Here is a 17840-nt window from a genome sequence, read left to right as displayed (position 1 = left end):
ATGAATATGCCCCCACCGAATAATAGTAAAAAGGGTATGAATCCGATCATCATACTACTAAGTATTTTGTTCCTAGCCATGCTACTTACCTATTTCGTTGATTCAGGTTCGTATCAAAGAGATGGTAATATCGTTGTTCCTAATAGCTACCAAGTAATTGGGAAAGATAGCTCTTTTAGCAATTTATTTAACTACCAACAGGCTGATCAAATAAAAGCTGAGCCAGTGAGCCTCATAGGAACATTTTTAGCGATCCCTACTGGGTTAGAGCAAGGCGCTGGCTTAATATTTATGGTGCTTATTATTGGCGGTATGTTTGGTATATTGACCAAAGCAGGCACGGTAGATGCAGGCCTTGAGCGGCTATTAAGCTTAGTGCAAGGCAATATTTATGTTCTGGTGATTATTCTTATGATCGCCTTTTCAGCAGGTAGCACCTTTTTGGGCTTAGCGTCTGAATACCTTTTGATTATTCCTTTAATGGTTGGCATGGCCAATCGCTTAGGGCTACCGAATATCATTGGTTTTGCTATTGTCTGTGTTGCCGTGAAAGCTGGTTATTTATCATCAGTAACTAACCCTTTACCACTCACAATTGCGCAACCACTGCTTGGCTTACAAATATTTAGTGGTGCAAGTGTGCGATTTTTCTTTTACCTGGCTTTTTTAGCAGTTGGTATTAGCTTTGTACTCTTGATGATTAAGCGCCATGGCTTTAATAACGAGCAAGTGCATTTTCATGCCGAAAAATTATCAACACGCCACGTTTCTATGCTTCTCACACTAGCTGGGGGCATTGCATTATTAGTTTATGCATCAACCCATTGGCATTGGAAACATCATGCCTTAAGTGCTTATTATATTGCCCTTAGTATGGTGCTTGCCGCCATGTCTGAATTAACGGCAAACCAAGCGGCTCAAGCATTTGTTGATGGCATGAAAAAAGTACTGCTTGCAAGCATACTGATTGGCGTAGCAACTGCGGTTGCTGTTGTTTTAAAGCAAGGTATGATACTTGATTCCATTGTGCACTTTTTAATGTCATTTATTGGCGAAGGCAATGCGTATGTTGCTGCTACAGGTATGTTTGTATCACAATTGTTGTTGGACTTTTTGATCCCCTCAACGTCAGGCCAAGCTGCAGTTAGTATGCCTATTTTAGGCCCTGTGGGTAGTTTAGCGGGAGTCTCTGAGCAAACCACAATAGTGGCGTTTTTATTTGGTAATGGCATCACGAATATTCTCACACCCACTTCGGGCACACTGCTAGCCTACCTAGCAACAGCTCGCGTTGGTTGGGGTGAGTGGGCTAAATTTATTTTTCCGTTGTGGCTTACATATATTGTTCTGGCTGTGGTGCTTTTGCAGGTTTCAGTATTTATAGGGTTTTAAACATCAAGAAATACCCCTTGCTGAGAGTCTGAGTGCAAGGGGTATCATTATTAATATGATTTATTAAGCATTTGCTTTTAAAAAGTCATAAAGCTCATCTTTTAGCACGGCACGTTGATGCTTCTTTTCATGCATGTCAGCATCTTCAATGGGTGAGTTTTGCAATTCAAGCTCACGGATTTCTTTATCCATATCATCGTAACGCTGCATCGTTTTTTTAAAATGAGCGTCAGTTTTCACAAGACTGTGGATTAATTCATTAAACTCTGGAAACTCATTTAACAACGAGTGTTTTTCACCTAGCATGGGCAACTCCTTTGACTAAAAATAAGGTTCAACTTCACTGTATCACGGCCTAAAATAGAGTCAATGCAGCAACCTTGTTCAAGATCAATAATGCAATCAATTCAGAAAAACGGCCTAAACATTTACCTTGAGCAAGGCTGATTTCTCGTATTAACTTCGCTAATACTTAAATTGATTAACCAAGCTTCTTAATTGCTCTCCTAATCGAGCGAGACTTTGACTCACTTCCATACTTTCTTCAGATGCTTCCATTGTTTGCTGGGAAATTTGCACAATAGAATTGATGTTTCTATTGATATCTTCCATGGTTGTGGTTTGCTCTTCAGCAGCTGTCGCAATTTGCGTATTCATATCGTTAATCGTATCCATTGACGAAAAAACAACATCAAGCGACTGACCAGCTTCTTGTGAACTTGCTACTGAGGAGTTACCAAATTCTTTGCTTTGTTTCATTGCGTCTACTGCTCCTTGAGAGCCTTTTTGTAAACGCTCAATCATCGCGTTTATTTCTGCTGTGCTTTGCTGTGTTCGCGCTGCAAGCGAGCGAACCTCATCTGCTACAACGGCAAATCCCCGGCCTTGCTCTCCTGCTCGAGCAGCCTCAATTGCCGCATTTAGCGCAAGTAAATTTGTTTGCTCCGCAATGCCGCCTATTACATCGAGTACTTTACTAATTTCAACCACATCAGTGGCTAACGCCCCAATTACTTGAGAAGACTTCTCTACTTCACTGGCTAGCTGTTGAACAGAAGAAATAGATTGCTGTACCACACTTTTAGCCGCTTTCGTTTCATTACTTGCTTCATCGGTTGACTGCGCCGCATTTGCTGCACTACGCGCAACTTCTTGCGCAGTCACTGTAATTTCATTCATTGCCGTAGCAACTGAATCAGTCTCTGTACCTTGTTGTAATATCGCCTCTTTTGAACGGATACTTATATCTCTTTGCCTATCTGTTGAATCAACAATTTCGTTGGTAGCAGTCGAAATTTCTTGTACCAGAACTTGCACCTTATAAACAAACTGATTAAATGCTCTAGCTAACTGCCCGAGTTCATCTTGCGATGATGCGTCAACTCGCTGAGTTAAATCTCCTTCCCCTTCAGCGATACTCTCCATACTATTTAATAGAGTGTCTATTGGTGCTAATACCGTTTTATAAGAAACGATCAAGACAAGAGCACCGATGACAATAGCAATGGCTGTTAAAGACAGAATGCCAAAAAAAGCTTGATTAAGAACTTCTGCCGCTTTTTCATCTGCGTTGTCTGAAAAAGTATCAGCCTCTTCGGCTATCTCTTCAAAATAAGCATCGGCATTATCAACATCAACTTCTAATTCTTCTGTTAATTGATCGGCAAGCGCTTCTGCTGATAACTGATCTCGATAAGAATCAAATAAAGCATCTTCATTATTTGCGCTAGTTACCCAATTATTAAATGAAGCGATCAGTACTTTTGCATCTTCCTTATCTTCGTCTGACTCAGCTAAATTAGTAAGCACAGTAAAATATTCATCAGCTTGTTTAGCTAGGGCTTCAAATTCTTTTTGAATATTAGGAAGGTTAGCTGGGTCTTCCTCAGCTAAATACTCACCCGAGGTATCCTGCATTTCAATAACCAAACGCTGTAACTTTAAAGCGGCTTCAACAACTGGGTAGTCACTTTCAAATAAAGAACCAAGCACATCATTCACGGCACTCGCAGAGCCGCCTCGAGCGACAAGCGCATCGCCTTCATCTTCAGCTTTTTGCATTTCTTCTTCATTTTCAACTGCAAATTCATCGAGCATACTGATCAGCTTTGCACCTGAACTATCAAACTCATCGAGTAATTTCTCAGAGATGATTTCTTTTTCAAGTTCAATTAGCTTCTGTTCAGACATTTTTAGCGCATGAGATAAAAACTCATCTTGCTCGGTAGACGCTTTTTTTATTAACGCTACTTGCTCAGGTTTACTAATTAAAGTGAGTAGCTCTTGCTCTGTGTCATCAAATAGCTTTGCTAGCTCTTTAATTTCAGCGGTTCGGGCTTTTAATTCGGGGATTTCTTCACTTGCTAAGATCTCGTTAGCGACTTTTGCGGACTCCCACAAATTTGCAATCAAATCATCCGTAGTTTCCATCACTGGCACAACTTCATCACTGAGTTGATTAAGCTGATTTTCAAGCTGATTAACGTAATACAAAGAGAGTATTCCTGATAACACGATCAGCATACACATCAATGATAACCCTGCGCTTAGCCTACCTTTTATGGTTCCTAGCATGGACTGAATCATAATCTTAACCCCTATATTAAGACCTTACAGGTAAATACATATTTCTATCGTTCGCGCCGTAATAGCGACATATTACTCAGTCAATAATCTTCAGACAGAACCAACACTTCACAGGTGGGCATTAGGTAGTTTTTTACAGACTTAAACACTGTTGCAGCATGCACCTACAGTAATAAGAACTGTGCAGCCACTAATAAATTGCCATCATATTAAGAATAAAATACTAAATTAAGTTGTGAGATTAAGCTTAGTACAAAATCGAAAATATGTAACAAAGCATTAACTTAATTCAGTGGGTGATAGATTATGCTGTTTTTAAACGCAATAGTGAGATAGAAATCAGAGTTTGCTCTACTTAAATAGTCATATTTCTCATAAAGAATACTGAATACAAAAGGATTTTTGCCAGTATGTTTGTGTTTGCCAGCTCGACTATCGTAGCCGTATGTAAGGCAGAATAGGCCTTTAAGCCTATTCTTAACATTAATAACGCTCTTTTGAATACTCAAGCAGGTTTAAGAGATCTCTACTCAACCTAGCCGTAGACTGATTTTGGCTTCGTTCATTCGAGAAGTTTTATATTATTTACTCGATTTTTATACTCATAACTTTGAGTCTTTGTGCTATCAGTCTAACTTATCGGCTAAACTTACAGGTAACTCAAAGTCAGTAAACTGTTGTTTAGCAATGTTAAAGTGTCGTTTTGCTTGCTGCTTATTCCCTATTTCTAGATAGGTACTGATCATGTGAGTTGCATACTGTGGATGTTTAAAATACTCGGCAATCTTTTCCATTAACTGTAGTTCAAGTGCTTTATCTTGAGCCGTTTGTGCCAACTTATACCCATATAATCCATACAGTGCTAAATACATGGTGTCGTAGCGAGCGGGGTTTTTACTCATCGCGATATCTAATTGCGACCCCCCCATGCTACGCGCCATTGCGATTAACTCCATGGTCGCTTCATCTTTAAACGCTTCACGAGCAACGGGGGTGATACCGATGGTAATTAAAAGCGCTTCCGCCGCTTTCGCCACTGAGGTTGGGTTTTGCGCGGTGATCAAATTACCGTCACGCGATACAAAAGGCAGCATAGGGCTATTTGCAATAAAGTGAGCACCACGCGCTTCAAGCTCGGTTTGAACGATCATTGGGTACTTATCTATGTTCTCTTTTTTAAAGGCGTGATCTTCTAAATATGTAAAGCTATTTACGTATTTATCAGCAACAAAATACCGACCATCATCCAGTTGTATATTTACGAGCGCAGCTGGACCATGGCATACAGCGGCAATCGGCGTATTAGTCTTAGCGAACTTGGTGATCCAGCGTTGAGTATTTACATCGAAAGGCAAGTCAAATACAGCGCCATCCCCACCAACAATAAACAGCGCATCGTAGTCATTATCACTTGCACGCTCTGCAGATAAGGTATTAGCTAACTTTTCAAGTCCTGACGTTTTGGTTTTGAACTCGCTAACATGAGTAAGCTTATCCTTATTATTTTTGACCAAAACTGCACCGCCCTTGGGTGAAACAATGTCTATTTCGACATTATTGCGGTGAAAAATAAGATAACTTTGCACCAACTCCTCTAGGTCGTAAGATAAAGCAGGGTCACTATGTCCGTGGCCAGAAATTAACATCGCTATTTTTTTACTTGGCTTTTGCACCTCAACTGATGTGGCTGCTTTTGACTGAGAAGGTAACAACACACTCGTAAGCATGATGATGCTGCAAGCTATGATTATCAGAACGTTTTTCATAATATATCTCCTAGTTGATGAGATAAATTTTACGTTCTGGTGTGTCGCGCTTTTGTGAAGAAAGTTGATTTATTTTTTACTATTTAAGATTGATAACTACCGAAAAACGTTGCTGCTCAGTGTCTATTTCAACATGCATAGTCCATCCGCATGCCGTGCAAATACGCTCAATCAAACTTAAACCTTGGCCAATACCTGTACTATTAGCGGCTTTACTACCACTTGATGTAAGGTTTAGCGGTAAGGGGTGTGCAAAGTAATTGGTCATTCGAATACTTGATTTGCTAATGCGCAGTTGAACATCTTTTTCACTTGCATGATCAACGACATTCGACAGCAAATTGTTCACTAAGATTTCAAGCAAATTACGGTTGGCAATAATCACCTCGTCATTAGGCATATCAATTTCAAGCTCAAGCGATAGACCCTTTTGCGAATGGTTCAATGCAAAATGATTCAGTACACAGTCTTCGATAAGCCGGTTGAGTGACACTGATTGCGCGATAGAAGATTCATTTCGTGCAAGCGCTAACAACACATCTGTTGTTTGGGTTAGCTTTTGGGTTGCACTGCGCATTTGTTTTACAGCCTGCTCAGAAAAGTATATTTCATCGCTTTGCTGCTCTGCTAGTGTGGCACTATCAGAGCCTAGACTAAGGGCATTTTGCAACACACTGATTGGTGTCCTAATTTCATGACTTATATCTTTAGTAAAGTCGCGCTCTCTGGCGAGTGCATCATTAAGTTGCTTAAAGCTATGTTCAATCGCATCAGCCAACTGGCCAACTTCATTATTTGGCATATGCTTAATAGACTGCTGAAACGCTGCTTCACCTCCTTTTTCTAATTTTTTCACTGTGTACGCTAACAATTCGAGCGGCTTTGCTATTTTCCGTCCCATTCTCCAGCCTAGCAAGGCAACCAAACAACAAGCAATAACACTAAACCCAACCAACCACACAAGCACGCCTTTAAAATAATCTCGGCTTACTTCAAACCTTGCTACATCAGCAAGCAGCACATACTCATTGTCACCTAAATAAAATCGTGTCAGGTGGTAAGTTTTTCCATCAGCAAGACGATACTCAACACGATTTGGCTCACTCTTCACTATTTCTCTTATCTCTGTGGGTACTTGCTGCCAACCTTTAAACAATTGATATATTTGTTTATCTGATACATCGATTTTTCCAGTCATGTGATAATTGTGCTTAATGCTACTGGCCTGCTGCGCGACAAGACGATTGAAGATATTATCTTCAATCACCCAGGAGTAACCTAGTACGAAGATGCTGTAAAGAAGTGTTAATGTCAGCGTGATCGCAAACACCAGTTTAGTAATTGCATTAGAAATATGAGTGTTTGCTTTGTGCTTCATTGCATTTCTTTTGGTTATTTAGCGATAAGTCTGAAGCCAATACCATGGACCGTCTTTATTATCGGGGTATCAAATGGCTTATCTATGGCGTTTCTTAAGGTATACATATGGCTTCTAACCGCATCCGTTTCTGGTGCATCAGAACCCCACACTTTTTCAACGATATGGCGTTTACTAACCGCATTAGGATAGGCTTCAGCAATAAGACATAATATTTCAAAGTCTTTACTTGATAGTTTGATTTCCTGCCCCTGACGTTCAACCTCTTTGGTACTGATATTTATTTTTAACCCACCTATTTCCATCACTTTTGTTTGATGAAGCTTATTGCGACGGGTAAGAGCGAGGCAATGTAAAAAAACTTCTTCAAGAACATAAGGCTTTGTTAAGTAGTCATCAGCTCCCGACCCGAACCCTTCAATTTTATGCTCTATACTGTCTCGAGCAGTTAACATCAAAATAGGCACTAGAGTATCGCAGGTTTGCTTAATTTCTTTGCAAACCTGTATACCATCCATATCTGGCAACATTAAATCTAGCACAATCACATCATAATTATGTTCTGCTGCAAGCCTAATCGCATGCTTTCCTGTTGCGGCATAATCAACCAAAAAACCTTTTTGCTCTAAAAAGTCACAAAGCTGAATAGCGATATCATGTGTATCTTCTACGACTAATACTGAACTAGTGCGATGTGTCATCGTGTTACTCAACTTCTTGTTCGCATTGTTGAAGCTCTCCGCTTAGTAGCAAGCCGATTAATCTAAGTGCTTTATCTTGTTGATTAGCGTTAGTAAATGCATAGGCATTATCTGCTTGCACATGTTTGCAGGCATTTAAATTGTAGTCGCTTAAACTGTAATGTGGTGTAACACCACGACGTGCCAATTCGCCATTGGGTCTAACTAGCATTCTTGTTGTTACATAAGCACGTAACTCTGAGTTAGGTAAGTTAAACAGATTCCCTTGAGCAGACTGATTAGCATACCCGCCGGTTGTCTCACCTACCAAAGTTGCAAATCCATTGTCTTTTAAAGTGGTGGCTAGCACTATTGATGCTGAATAAGTCACAGGCCCAATTAATAAAAAGGTGTCGCCATCAAAGCGCTGCGCTTTATTTATTGGTGATTCCCAATTATCCCAATCAGTTACCACAATATCACCAACTTCTCCTTTGTTGTTGAACCAACCTCTATTCTCTTCATTTAACTTTTCTTTAAGCTTTGAAATTAACCTAAAAGGTTTGTCAGCTAAATACCGTGATAAATAAGTAACAGTATCTGTATTGCCCCCGGGATTATCGCGAATATCGATAATCAGTTGCTTCACGTTTTGCTGTTTAATCTTACTAAATGTTTGATCAATAAAGCGCTCAAACTCACGTGGCTCGATATCGAAATGGCCTAAATAAATAAACCCAACATCATTAGACAACTGCTTATAATAATGTGCTTTATCTGAGTAACTGGCAACAAAGCCTTGTGCTTTTTCATCTACTTTAGGCCACTTTTTTTGAGATTCAAAATGAAAGGCTTTAATCCCCTCAGGAGTGGAAACTTGAACCTCAAAGTTATCTAACCAACCGTAGCGCGCCCATAAAGCGATTCCAAACCTCATCGCCACAGCGTGCTCACGCAATAAAGCGGTTTCGCCACCAGCATAGAGCGCCAACTGTGATAAAAGAAGGTCTGCATTTACACCATTAATTGAGATTATTTCTGACAGGATAGGAATACGCTGTTCACCTAAGCTATACGCGTGTTTGAGCTGCAGCTTGCCTTTCTCATTAACACTTACAGCAAGTGGAAACGTATTATGCCCTGCTTCACGCAGCTTATTTAATTCTTGATAAGGCCATATGAGAAATGAATGTCCATCTTGAAAATAGGACGTTAAGCTACCGACCACTCGATAAAACTCCACGCGATTAAGTGGCTTGTTTAGGCTTGCTTTAAGCTGTTCAGCTTTGGCTCTTAGCACAGCTAGGTTTGCATATTCCTCTATGTAAGGATGGCGCTGGATAACCCCCTCTAACAAAGCATCTATATCAGCCTTCATTTGTGCGACCGAAAGCTCTTGCAACAGCAACCGCTCATCTGAGAGCTCAGGGAAAATATCTAAATGACTTTGTTTACAGCCACTAAGAAAAATTAATGTCAAAATAAATAATATTAACGTCTTCATGAAATAACCTGTTTTATAGATATACAATCAAGTTATCAAATTTAGTGTGAAGACTTTGTCGTAGTATTTAAGCGGATTGTTCAGCAGAAGATTTTATTTAGGAAGACTCTGGCAAGTGCAGCTCTTAGCACTGATATGACAGTCCTTCGAGCTCAACTGTAAGGCTAATGTGTCATTGCTCCATCGCTTTGGAATGAGTTTAAGCTTGGTATATATGACTAACTAGTTAAAAACAGTATGGTTTTTGAGATTTAATAGCGTCTTAAAACTAGCCTATTTCATCAATAAGAATTACCCCTTTTTCAAGAGCTAGTTTAGTAATTTGAATTTGCGAAGTTAAGTTCAGTTTACTCATAATACTGGCACGGTGAACATGAGCCGTTTTAGGCATTATATCAATCAGTTGTGAAACTTGTTTCGCATTAAAGCCCTGTGCAAGTAGCTTAAAAACTTCTAATTCTCTTGGCGTTAATTTTTTTAATACACTGTCAGTTTTTTGGGTTTTTAAGAAATGCGTGTTAATTGAAGGGCTTAAAAATAGTTGGTTTTTAAAGATAGAATGTATTGCTGTTATTAACTCTTCAGCTGCATCTCGTTTCGATAGATAAGCATCAACACCTATGTCTAACGCTCTTTGAATGTAAGATTTTTCCTCGTACATACTCAAAATTATACGCCTAGCATTTGGTAGCTTCTCGCCTATTAACTCAGCTACTTCTAACCCATTTCTATCTGGCAGCGAAATATCAATAACGCAGCAATCTATATCAATATCACCTAAGTTTTGTAGACACTCATTGTAGCTACTTGCTTCAAAACTAACTTGCCAATCAGGATCTTCCTCTTCAATTAGAGCCCTAAAACCCTCTCTTACCATTTGATGATCGTCAATAAGTGCAAATTTCATAACAACTCCATGTATTGATTAATCCCCATTATAACGCGGTAAAAACGCACTCAGGTAAGAAAAATTCTTATAAGCCTAAGAAAAGTGGAAATAATTTTATTGTTTATCTCCTTGTAAGCTTACCCAAAATGACAAGGAAATAGCCATGAAAAAGATCGCAGGGGAAACAAGCCACTTTCACAACATCACCGTATTACTACATTACATTGGTGAGTCAAATTATCGTATTGAGTGGACAAGTAAAATGACAAAAGGGTCTACTAACCTAGTCAAAACAGGTAAAAATAAATATGTAGTCATGCGTAAATGGCCAGAATCAAAAGCCTTAGCTAATGTTACGGCTAACTTTACTTCACGAAATGCCGCGTTTGTTCATTTCATTAAAAATGTAGACATAATCAAAAGCAACGATGAGACCATCAATAAAGCAAAACAGCAATGTTTAGATTATTTTACTCAGTGCGAGCATATCAAGCCGGTAACCAAAACAGCTTTCCCGAAACCACGCTTGCAAGGAGCTTTAGGTCGTGAAGTAATTGTAAAGCATAAGCGTAATATGTCAGATATTGCAAAAGGGCATTTATTACAACTTATTGGAAATAAAGCTGAAATTCAAGTTACACAACGTTATACTTTGTGTAACCCTAGCGCCAAACAACAGTTTGATACGACGCAAGTTTACATATTATAAAAAGGTTATGCTTACTCATGGATAGAGTTTTCAACAAAAGTTACTTTGTTCCGCTAGCCCTCAAGTTGAAGAGCACACAGCGCAGTGACATAGTAAAGTTTGTACTGTTTTCGTGCTTAATAGTTTTAATAGCACCAGTTATCGAAAATAGTCTTTATTTATTTTCCTTTAACTATGTTGTGTACGAGGACTTTGTTAGTTGGTACTTTCCGGTTGGCTTCAGAGTAGTTTGTTATCTGTTTTTTCCTCTACGATATTGGCCTGCACTGACAGTAGGCTTTACATTAGGGCAAATCAGTTATGTTTGGTATTTTTATGATGTTCCTCTTGATGATATCCCCTATAGACTTGTTAGCTCTGCATGCCGAGAGTTTTTGATTCTTACTCCTCTTGTGCTGGCAAAGCTTTTCAAAGTTCGATTAGATATTCAAACTGTTAAAAGTGCTGTTACAGTATTATTTATTGCAATTTCATATCGCTTTATACGATCAATGCTCATTATCTTACCGAGTGATAGCCAAAATAAGTACCGGCTTATTGCTGATGAAGATCGTTTTGAAATGATGTTAGCCCATCAACTTGGCGGTATCATAACAACACTTATCATGTTGCTTTTCGCGTTTCATGCTAAAACAATTTACCAGCAATTAAATAAACTCATAACTAAAGAGGTTAGTACGCTTTTAGTGCAGCTGTGTTTTTGCCTCACTGTTTTCATTGGGGTTTACCTGTTTGAACCTAAATCACTCTATCTTTTGCGAATGCTCGCTATATTTCCGTTGATATGGTTTAGCTATCGATACGGGGCCTTAGGGGCTCTGAGCTATGCAAGTGTCACTGTTATATCCCTACTAATTAACGTCTATGGTGTGAATGAAACCGAATTACTCCTGACTACGCAACTTTACATAATAAGTTACAGCGTTCTGGCTCTTTTGCTCAGTGCATTTGTTACTGAATTAAATAAGTCTAAATCCGCATTATTAGAGCAAAATAAAGAATTAATTGAACTTAGTACGCTAACTCAAAACTTAGCGACTAAAGTTGTTAATGTTCAAGAATCTGAGCGAAGCCAGCTTTCACAAGAATTACATGATGATATAGGTCAAAACCTGACAGCTTTAAAAACAAATATTGCAATATTAGAAAAGAAAACAGCCAACCATAACGAGTTAGCATCGACAATTACAAGACTCCAAAACGTTTCAAGCCATATGTATGACTCGGTATACAGGTTAATGCACTGGCTGAGACCTCGCTTATTAGACGAATTAGGTTTAGAAGCAGCATTAAAAAGCGAGTTATTCTCTGAGCACCTGAATGAAGCTGGAATCGCTTATCAATGCAAAGTAAATGGGCCGATAGATAGCTTAAATGATGATTTTAAAATCGCCATCTTTCGCATTTGCCAAGAGGCATCAACCAATGCTGTTAAACACTCTCTAGCCACTGAGTTTTCAATCGATATTACTTACCAAGAAAATGAACTTGAGATAATTATTTGTGATAACGGCATAGGCCTGCCTGAACATAAAAACTCAAATTCTAAAGGCGGGTTTGGTGTATTAGGGATCGTCGAGCGTGTCTCAGTACTCAAAGGTAAAACTCAGTTTAAAAATGGTGAATGTGGTGGTTTAACAATAATGATAAATTTCACTATTTAGCATAATGGTTAGGCCACAATAGCAATCAGCTCTAAAAAGCAAAAAGCCCGTAGATTCACTACGGGCTTTAATATGATTTGGTGAGTCAGCCAATAAGCCGCTGTTTTGTATGCGCGGAGTGGATTTTCTTTTAGAAAACAAAAAGCCCACAGTTTTCACTGTGGGCTTTCTTTAATTTGGTGAGTCAGCCAGTAAGCCGCTGTTTTGTATGCGCGGAGTGGATTTTCTCCGGCCCAAAAAGCAAAAAGCCCGTAGATTCACTACGGGCTTTAATATGATTTGGTGAGTCAGCCAATAAGTTTCAAGGCTGAAAACATAATTACAAAATAAAACAATACGTTAAGAGTTGCTGCTTTTACATTAAGTGCCACTTTGGCACACCTTTTGGCACAATTCCAGTTAGGCACTAGGCTTCATTAGAAGCTTTTTAAGCTCCTTTAACTCTTTCAGTGCATTAGCAACTAACTCATCCCAAAAATCTTGAATTTCAATTTTAGCTAGATTTCTGGCAAGCCTTCTTTTATCAGTATCATTACCTAATGTTGATCTTAAACCTATTACACCAAACTCTTTTAGAGTATTCATTTCAGATGTTCTAATATAAGAGTTCTTACAAAAATCATAAATTTTTAGCTTGTTGATTTTATCAACAGTTGTACATAAATTTTTTAATTGAACTCTTTCTTCATCTAGTGTTGGCCTCTTAAATTGAACTTCAAATCTTGTCATTGGATCATTAGTAATAATTGATTGCTCTAATGACTTATTATAGGCTTGAAATCTAAAGTCGCTTCCTCCTACAATTTTAGTTTCTACATTACCAAAACAATCAAAGTAACTAGTAAATCTAGAAGAGCCACTAACATTAATAATTAATTCTGCAATTTCCCACCCTCTTTTATCCACAGCAAAATCAACACGTGATATTAAAGACTCACCAACAACCTCAGAATAATTAGACCCAACAGCCTTTTTTAATTCATAAAAAATAGAATTAACAAAACTATCACTTGTGACACTCGGGTTCCAAGTAAATTTAAAACAGTTATTTTTTCTGTTAAATGGTGAATACTGAACTTTAAAACTTTGCTCTTTATTTATAAGCCTCTTTCTATAATAACGACATCTAACATTATTTTTACTTACCCTTTTCAACAATCCTTTTGAAGTAACAATTTTGGTAAATTTCTTACGAACATTTCTCTCAACATCTAAAGTTAAAGAAAATTTATCTAAGTGACCATCACTTTCTTTTAATCTACATTTTTCATTACTTAATTCATTAAAACCATTTTTTGCAACCAGTAATACTTTTGAACTTTTAAATGAATTTTCATTTTTAAGTAACTTATAGCTATCAAATCCCATAACCAAAAGATCTAAATTTGAATATGAATAGCCGTATTTAGAAATAAAAGAATCGAGTGGAAGCTCTTCTATTTCCGTATCTTGCAAAGATTTAATACAAATTACTACATCATCTTTAACTACCTTATTTACTAGTTTTAAAGCTAGAGAGTGAGTCTGTAATTGATCATGTCCATCTATGCTGATGTTATTACACTCTGAATTTAATGATTTTTTCATCCCAACAGTCCTATTAAATTTCGTGGACTACTCGTTTACAGTTTCAAATTAGTAAGCTTAAATGCATCGAAAGAAATTTATTTTTTACTTCAATTTGACACACAACCGTTCCGGAACTAACATAAAAGAAACCGTTCCAGAACGAAAAAGAAAATCATCGTTCCGGAACAGTAATTTATAATAATAAAAAGAGTTTAATTTTGAACAGAAGAAAAATAGAAATTTGGGAGTGGTATTTAGCAGCTGAAGAGCTATTAAAAAAAGAAATACCTGAAGAATTAAAATTAAAACTAATTACATTTATAGAGCAAAAATCAACTCAAAGAAAAAACAAAAAGGAAACAATAAACAACCTAACCAACAAAATAATCCACACCAAAGAATACTCAAAAGAATTTAAAGAAATAAAAAAAGAGCTAGAAAAAGAAGCATCAACATTAATAAAGGTAATGGAAAACTGTACAAAATATACAAACAAAATCGAGGATAAAGTTTGGAATAACTTCCTTTCAAGGATAAGAAAAATAAAATTCAATAAAAAAAGAGTAACCATAACAATAGATAGAGAAAGATATAATACATTAATAGAACTTCTAGAGTTTAATAAAGATGAAGAAAACTCAAAAAGTCATGATGAAATATTCAACATATTAATTAATAAAATAAAAAAAAGTAATAAGCCGACTTATGTAGAACTATACAAGTCAGAAAATGGAAAGGTAAGCGTTGTGAAAACGATCCCTTCAAATAAGGAGTCAAGAAAAGACAACTAAAATCCAATCCTTCTAGATACACTGCCTTTCATCTTTTGTTCTTCAAATAGATAGTTTAATGCATCAGGTATTGAGAGTGATTTTTTGCTAAAACGCATTTTTCTGGCGATCACACTAAAGTCACCAGGTGTTAAACGATTTAACTCTATAAGCATTTTTGTGCTACTAGGCGGGAGTAACTTTTCACCTGTTAGTTTTAAAAGCATTTGCTTCACTTGCTGCTCAGTTAAGTAATCCAGTTCAAGCTTGAAATCACAGCGCCTTAGCAAAGCTTTATCTAACTTATCTTTGAAGTTAGTGGCAGCAAAAAATGGAAGTTCAAACATCTCAAGATTACATAAAAGCTGGTTAACTGATTGAATTTCCCAGTTGCTTTTAGCGCCCTCTCGACTTGCAAACAAACTATCAGCTTCATCTATAAAAATGGCTGCTTCTTGCTCGGTCGCTTTTACAAATAACTCTTTAATATTTTGCTCGCTTTCACCAACCCACTTACTCAAGATATCTGAGGCTTGAACACTAATTAGATCAAACCCAGCTTCTTCACATACATGATTTACGAACGCAGTTTTGCCAGTTCCTGCTGGGCCAAAAAGTAAAGTTCTTGCGCCATGATGGCTTTCTATAGCATTTACAATATCGTTCATTGTTGAAAATGAACCCTTAAGGTTTATATTGGCATGCTCAAATTTAAGCTCAGACTTATAACGTAGCTCGTTTGTATCTATTCCTGATGCAGATAGCACACCATCAAAATAAGCGCTTATAAACTCTTCTGCTTTATTTTTTGAGTAATTACATAATTTAGCACCATGAGCAGCTTTGCTTATATTTGCAAGACTCAAATGCTTATTTGAAATTGCTCTAGCTAAAAAATCTTTTGATACACTCAAAGGACTAAAGGATTCAGAAACGTGCTTGGTACGTTTATCTGCTGACATTGCTGGCACTTCTAAAACATAGTCGTAGCGTCTTATGCAGCTAAGGGGGAGCGTATCAACGTGGTTTGTAATCCATATAGTTGCTGAATTACTGTTATCTATTAATGAGTTGAGTAACTCTTTAGACTCAGTAAACCCCATGATATCAACTTCAAATAAGTCTTCACATTCATCAATGAGTAGAACACCATCTTTGCGATTGCCCATAAGCTTTCTGCCAATAAGAAGGTTTTGAATACGGGTTGATGGGCTGGATTTATCAGCAAGAAACTTTGGTCTAGCTTTATCATTAGTGCTGCAACTGGAGCTTACCCCCATAAGCACAAGGTTTAAGCTTTCACAAAGTGCTTTGGCCAACTCTGTTTTACCGGTGCCTACTGCTCCATGCAAAAGAATATTCACTGGTGTTCCATTAGAAGCTTTCCATCCACTTAATAACTTTTTTAAGTGCTCGGTTTCTATATGTTCAAAGTTAGATAGTCTATAGCTAGCTGGCTCCATTGAATTTAAAAATAAGCTAATTGCTTTTTTTGAATCATAGTTATCACTTGTAAGCAGGTAACTAGCTAAGCCTAATGGGATTGCAGGCAACTCATAGTCTAAGTCATCGCTATTTCCTAAGCCAAGAGAGTTTAATTCATCAATACACTCATGAAAATCGGCTTCATCTAAATCACATAGAGCTGCCAACACTTCATGATAATTGTATGAAGACTTAACTATGAAATCTTCAATAAAATCAAAGAATTTCGGCTTAATTGAACTCATGATAGTCAGCTCAAACAGACGCTTAATCTTTTTATTTAAGCCAATACTCCTTAAGAAGTAGCTACAATTTAAGCCAAACCTTGGGTAATTTTCGACGCAAGAAAGATCGCTCAGTAAATCATGTAGTTCATCTATATCTAAGGGTGCATTTTTCTTCGTCGTGTAAGATAATTGCTGGATTTCTCTTGGTGAAAACATATCGAATACTTCTTCATCAAAGAAGCCGTGTTCAATAAGTTTAAGCACATAACGACAAGTGAGGCTTTTTGTATCAATTTTCATATTAAATTCCTCACACATCATGGCTTAATGTATTAACAGCTTTTTTTAGGCTTTCAACGCCACGCTTATCGTAGATCTGCGTAGTCGTTATACTCTTGTGACCAGCAAGCTTACTCACAGTAGAAATATCAACTCCATTATCTAATAGAGATGTTATATAAGTTCTTCTGAGATCATGGGGTGTTATATTTTTACCTAATGTCTGGACTGCTCTGGTTGTCACAATATCGTAGATACTGGCAACTGAGAGCGGCTTTTGAATTAAGGACTGGCTGTTAATCTGTTTACAAAATAAAAAGCCAGATTTATTGCCTCGTAATGAAACCCACTCAGAAAGGTGGCTTACAACCCATAGAGGTAAATATTGAGTTCTGGTTCTATTGCCTTTACCTTTTTGAATTACTAGTTGAGCATCTTGCAATGAAAGGTCTGATAGTCTCAATTTATGTATTTCAGACCGTCTCAACCCAGCTCCCGACATTGTCGCTATTAATGCGATATTTCGAACCTCATGAGCAGAGCAATTTTGTTTAGTCAGACAATGTTTTAGCTCTGACATAGACAGTGCTTTACCTTTTACGCTTGGCTCAATGTGAGGAAGCTTTAAAGCACTAAATTTATCGAGGGCATGCTGATCAACTTGTCCCATTAATAGTGCTGTTTTAGTCACAGCTCTGATTGCTTGAAATGTTAGATGAATAGTGCGAGCTGATTTATCTTGTTCAACTAGTACTTGCCTTATGAAAGAAAGCTGTTCGTAGCCGAGAGCATGTATTTGATATGTTTCTAAAGCAGCATCAGCAGATAAAATCTTAACCGCAGCATTAAGCACTGATTTGACAGACCTACGGCCTGAAGGTACAAGGTTACTTAAATAACACTCGGTAGGGGTTAATGTAGTCATTGAGCTATACCTTTGAA

At 37.6% G+C, this 17840-nt stretch carries 14 protein-coding genes; 4 read left to right on the top strand and 10 right to left on the bottom strand.

From position 1 onward, the window contains the following. Positions 1-1392 (top strand): YfcC family protein, encoded by a 1392-nt coding sequence (locus L1264_RS03530; protein WP_199526655.1) that lies wholly within the window; start codon positions 1-3, stop codon positions 1390-1392. A 63-nt stretch (positions 1393-1455) separates the two neighbouring features. On the opposite strand, the gene L1264_RS03525 is transcribed toward L1264_RS03530, so the two are convergent. The 7 genes from L1264_RS03525 to L1264_RS03495 all read right to left on the bottom strand — a co-directional run bounded on the left by L1264_RS03525 (position 1456) and on the right by L1264_RS03495 (position 10213). Then, on the bottom strand, positions 1456-1698 hold the full coding sequence (locus L1264_RS03525; RefSeq protein WP_135923463.1) for a YdcH family protein: 243 nt from the start codon (positions 1696-1698) through the stop codon (positions 1456-1458). Positions 1699-1857: 159 nt separating this feature from the next. Continuing rightward, positions 1858-3978 carry a HAMP domain-containing methyl-accepting chemotaxis protein gene (locus L1264_RS03520; protein WP_199526656.1) on the bottom strand — a complete coding sequence of 707 codons (2121 nt, stop codon included), beginning with the start codon at positions 3976-3978 and terminating at the stop codon, positions 1858-1860. 626 nt (positions 3979-4604) lie between these two features. Continuing rightward, positions 4605-5744: a type 1 glutamine amidotransferase domain-containing protein gene (locus L1264_RS03515; RefSeq protein WP_199526657.1), complete on the bottom strand. Its 1140-nt coding sequence runs from the start codon at positions 5742-5744 to the stop codon at positions 4605-4607. A gap of 79 nt (positions 5745-5823) precedes the next feature. Beyond that, positions 5824-7122 carry a sensor histidine kinase gene (locus L1264_RS03510; protein WP_235403647.1) on the bottom strand — a complete coding sequence of 433 codons (1299 nt, stop codon included), beginning with the start codon at positions 7120-7122 and terminating at the stop codon, positions 5824-5826. 14 nt (positions 7123-7136) lie between these two features. Beyond that, positions 7137-7823 (bottom strand): response regulator transcription factor, encoded by a 687-nt coding sequence (locus L1264_RS03505; RefSeq protein ID WP_199526659.1) that lies wholly within the window; start codon positions 7821-7823, stop codon positions 7137-7139. 4 nt (positions 7824-7827) lie between these two features. Further along, positions 7828-9306 (bottom strand): S41 family peptidase, encoded by a 1479-nt coding sequence (locus L1264_RS03500; RefSeq protein WP_199526660.1) that lies wholly within the window; start codon positions 9304-9306, stop codon positions 7828-7830. Positions 9307-9574: 268 nt separating this feature from the next. After that, positions 9575-10213: a response regulator transcription factor gene (locus L1264_RS03495; protein WP_199526661.1), complete on the bottom strand. Its 639-nt coding sequence runs from the start codon at positions 10211-10213 to the stop codon at positions 9575-9577. A 145-nt stretch (positions 10214-10358) separates the two neighbouring features. Between L1264_RS03495 and L1264_RS03490 the strand changes: the two genes are divergently transcribed. Continuing rightward, the gene (locus L1264_RS03490) at positions 10359-10904 is read left to right on the top strand and encodes a hypothetical protein (protein WP_135923456.1); all 546 of its coding nucleotides are present in this window, start codon (positions 10359-10361) and stop codon (positions 10902-10904) included. 17 nt (positions 10905-10921) lie between these two features. Continuing rightward, a complete protein-coding gene (locus L1264_RS03485) occupies positions 10922-12568 on the top strand; it encodes a histidine kinase (protein WP_199526662.1) in 1647 nt (548 codons plus the stop codon). A 399-nt stretch (positions 12569-12967) separates the two neighbouring features. Here the strand turns inward: L1264_RS03485 and L1264_RS03480 are convergent, their stop codons facing one another. After that, entirely contained in the window at positions 12968-14155 is a 1188-nt protein-coding gene (locus L1264_RS03480; protein ID WP_235403646.1) for a hypothetical protein, read from the bottom strand. A 200-nt stretch (positions 14156-14355) separates the two neighbouring features. Between L1264_RS03480 and L1264_RS03475 the strand changes: the two genes are divergently transcribed. Continuing rightward, on the top strand, positions 14356-14928 hold the full coding sequence (locus L1264_RS03475) for a hypothetical protein (RefSeq protein WP_235403645.1): 573 nt from the start codon (positions 14356-14358) through the stop codon (positions 14926-14928). On the opposite strand, the gene L1264_RS03470 is transcribed toward L1264_RS03475, so the two are convergent. Both L1264_RS03470 and L1264_RS03465 read right to left on the bottom strand, forming a co-directional pair. Beyond that, positions 14925-16919 carry an AAA family ATPase gene (locus L1264_RS03470; RefSeq protein ID WP_235403644.1) on the bottom strand — a complete coding sequence of 665 codons (1995 nt, stop codon included), beginning with the start codon at positions 16917-16919 and terminating at the stop codon, positions 14925-14927. The two genes, L1264_RS03475 and L1264_RS03470, sit on opposite strands and share 4 nt — an antisense overlap. A gap of 10 nt (positions 16920-16929) precedes the next feature. Further along, positions 16930-17823 (bottom strand): tyrosine-type recombinase/integrase, encoded by an 894-nt coding sequence (locus L1264_RS03465; RefSeq protein WP_235403642.1) that lies wholly within the window; start codon positions 17821-17823, stop codon positions 16930-16932. Positions 17824-17840 lie beyond the last annotated feature (17 nt).

It is taken from the genome of Pseudoalteromonas sp. APAL1 (genome assembly GCF_021532475.1).
Taxonomy (GTDB): domain Bacteria; phylum Pseudomonadota; class Gammaproteobacteria; order Enterobacterales; family Alteromonadaceae; genus Pseudoalteromonas; species Pseudoalteromonas lipolytica_C.
Note: the sequence above shows the minus strand (reverse complement) of the source record. Positions and strands in the feature narration are given on the sequence as shown.

Bases quoted from the DNA above. Each gene is read 5' to 3' on its own strand.
- L1264_RS03525 (WP_135923463.1), bottom strand. From the start codon at position 1,698: ATGCTAGGTGAAAAACACTCGTTGTTAAATGAGTTTCCAGAGTTTAAT.
- L1264_RS03470 (WP_235403644.1), bottom strand. From the start codon at position 16,919: ATGAAAATTGATACAAAAAGCCTCACTTGTCGTTATGTGCTTAAACTT.
- L1264_RS03510 (WP_235403647.1), bottom strand. From the start codon at position 7,122: ATGAAGCACAAAGCAAACACTCATATTTCTAATGCAATTACTAAACTG.
- L1264_RS03480 (WP_235403646.1), bottom strand. From the start codon at position 14,155: ATGAAAAAATCATTAAATTCAGAGTGTAATAACATCAGCATAGATGGA.
- L1264_RS03520 (WP_199526656.1), bottom strand. From the start codon at position 3,978: ATGATTCAGTCCATGCTAGGAACCATAAAAGGTAGGCTAAGCGCAGGG.
- L1264_RS03495 (WP_199526661.1), bottom strand. From the start codon at position 10,213: ATGAAATTTGCACTTATTGACGATCATCAAATGGTAAGAGAGGGTTTT.
- L1264_RS03515 (WP_199526657.1), bottom strand. From the start codon at position 5,744: ATGAAAAACGTTCTGATAATCATAGCTTGCAGCATCATCATGCTTACG.
- L1264_RS03465 (WP_235403642.1), bottom strand. From the start codon at position 17,823: ATGACTACATTAACCCCTACCGAGTGTTATTTAAGTAACCTTGTACCT.
- L1264_RS03500 (WP_199526660.1), bottom strand. From the start codon at position 9,306: ATGAAGACGTTAATATTATTTATTTTGACATTAATTTTTCTTAGTGGC.
- L1264_RS03505 (WP_199526659.1), bottom strand. From the start codon at position 7,823: ATGACACATCGCACTAGTTCAGTATTAGTCGTAGAAGATACACATGAT.
- L1264_RS03530 (WP_199526655.1), top strand. From the start codon at position 1: ATGAATATGCCCCCACCGAATAATAGTAAAAAGGGTATGAATCCGATC.
- L1264_RS03490 (WP_135923456.1), top strand. From the start codon at position 10,359: ATGAAAAAGATCGCAGGGGAAACAAGCCACTTTCACAACATCACCGTA.
- L1264_RS03485 (WP_199526662.1), top strand. From the start codon at position 10,922: ATGGATAGAGTTTTCAACAAAAGTTACTTTGTTCCGCTAGCCCTCAAG.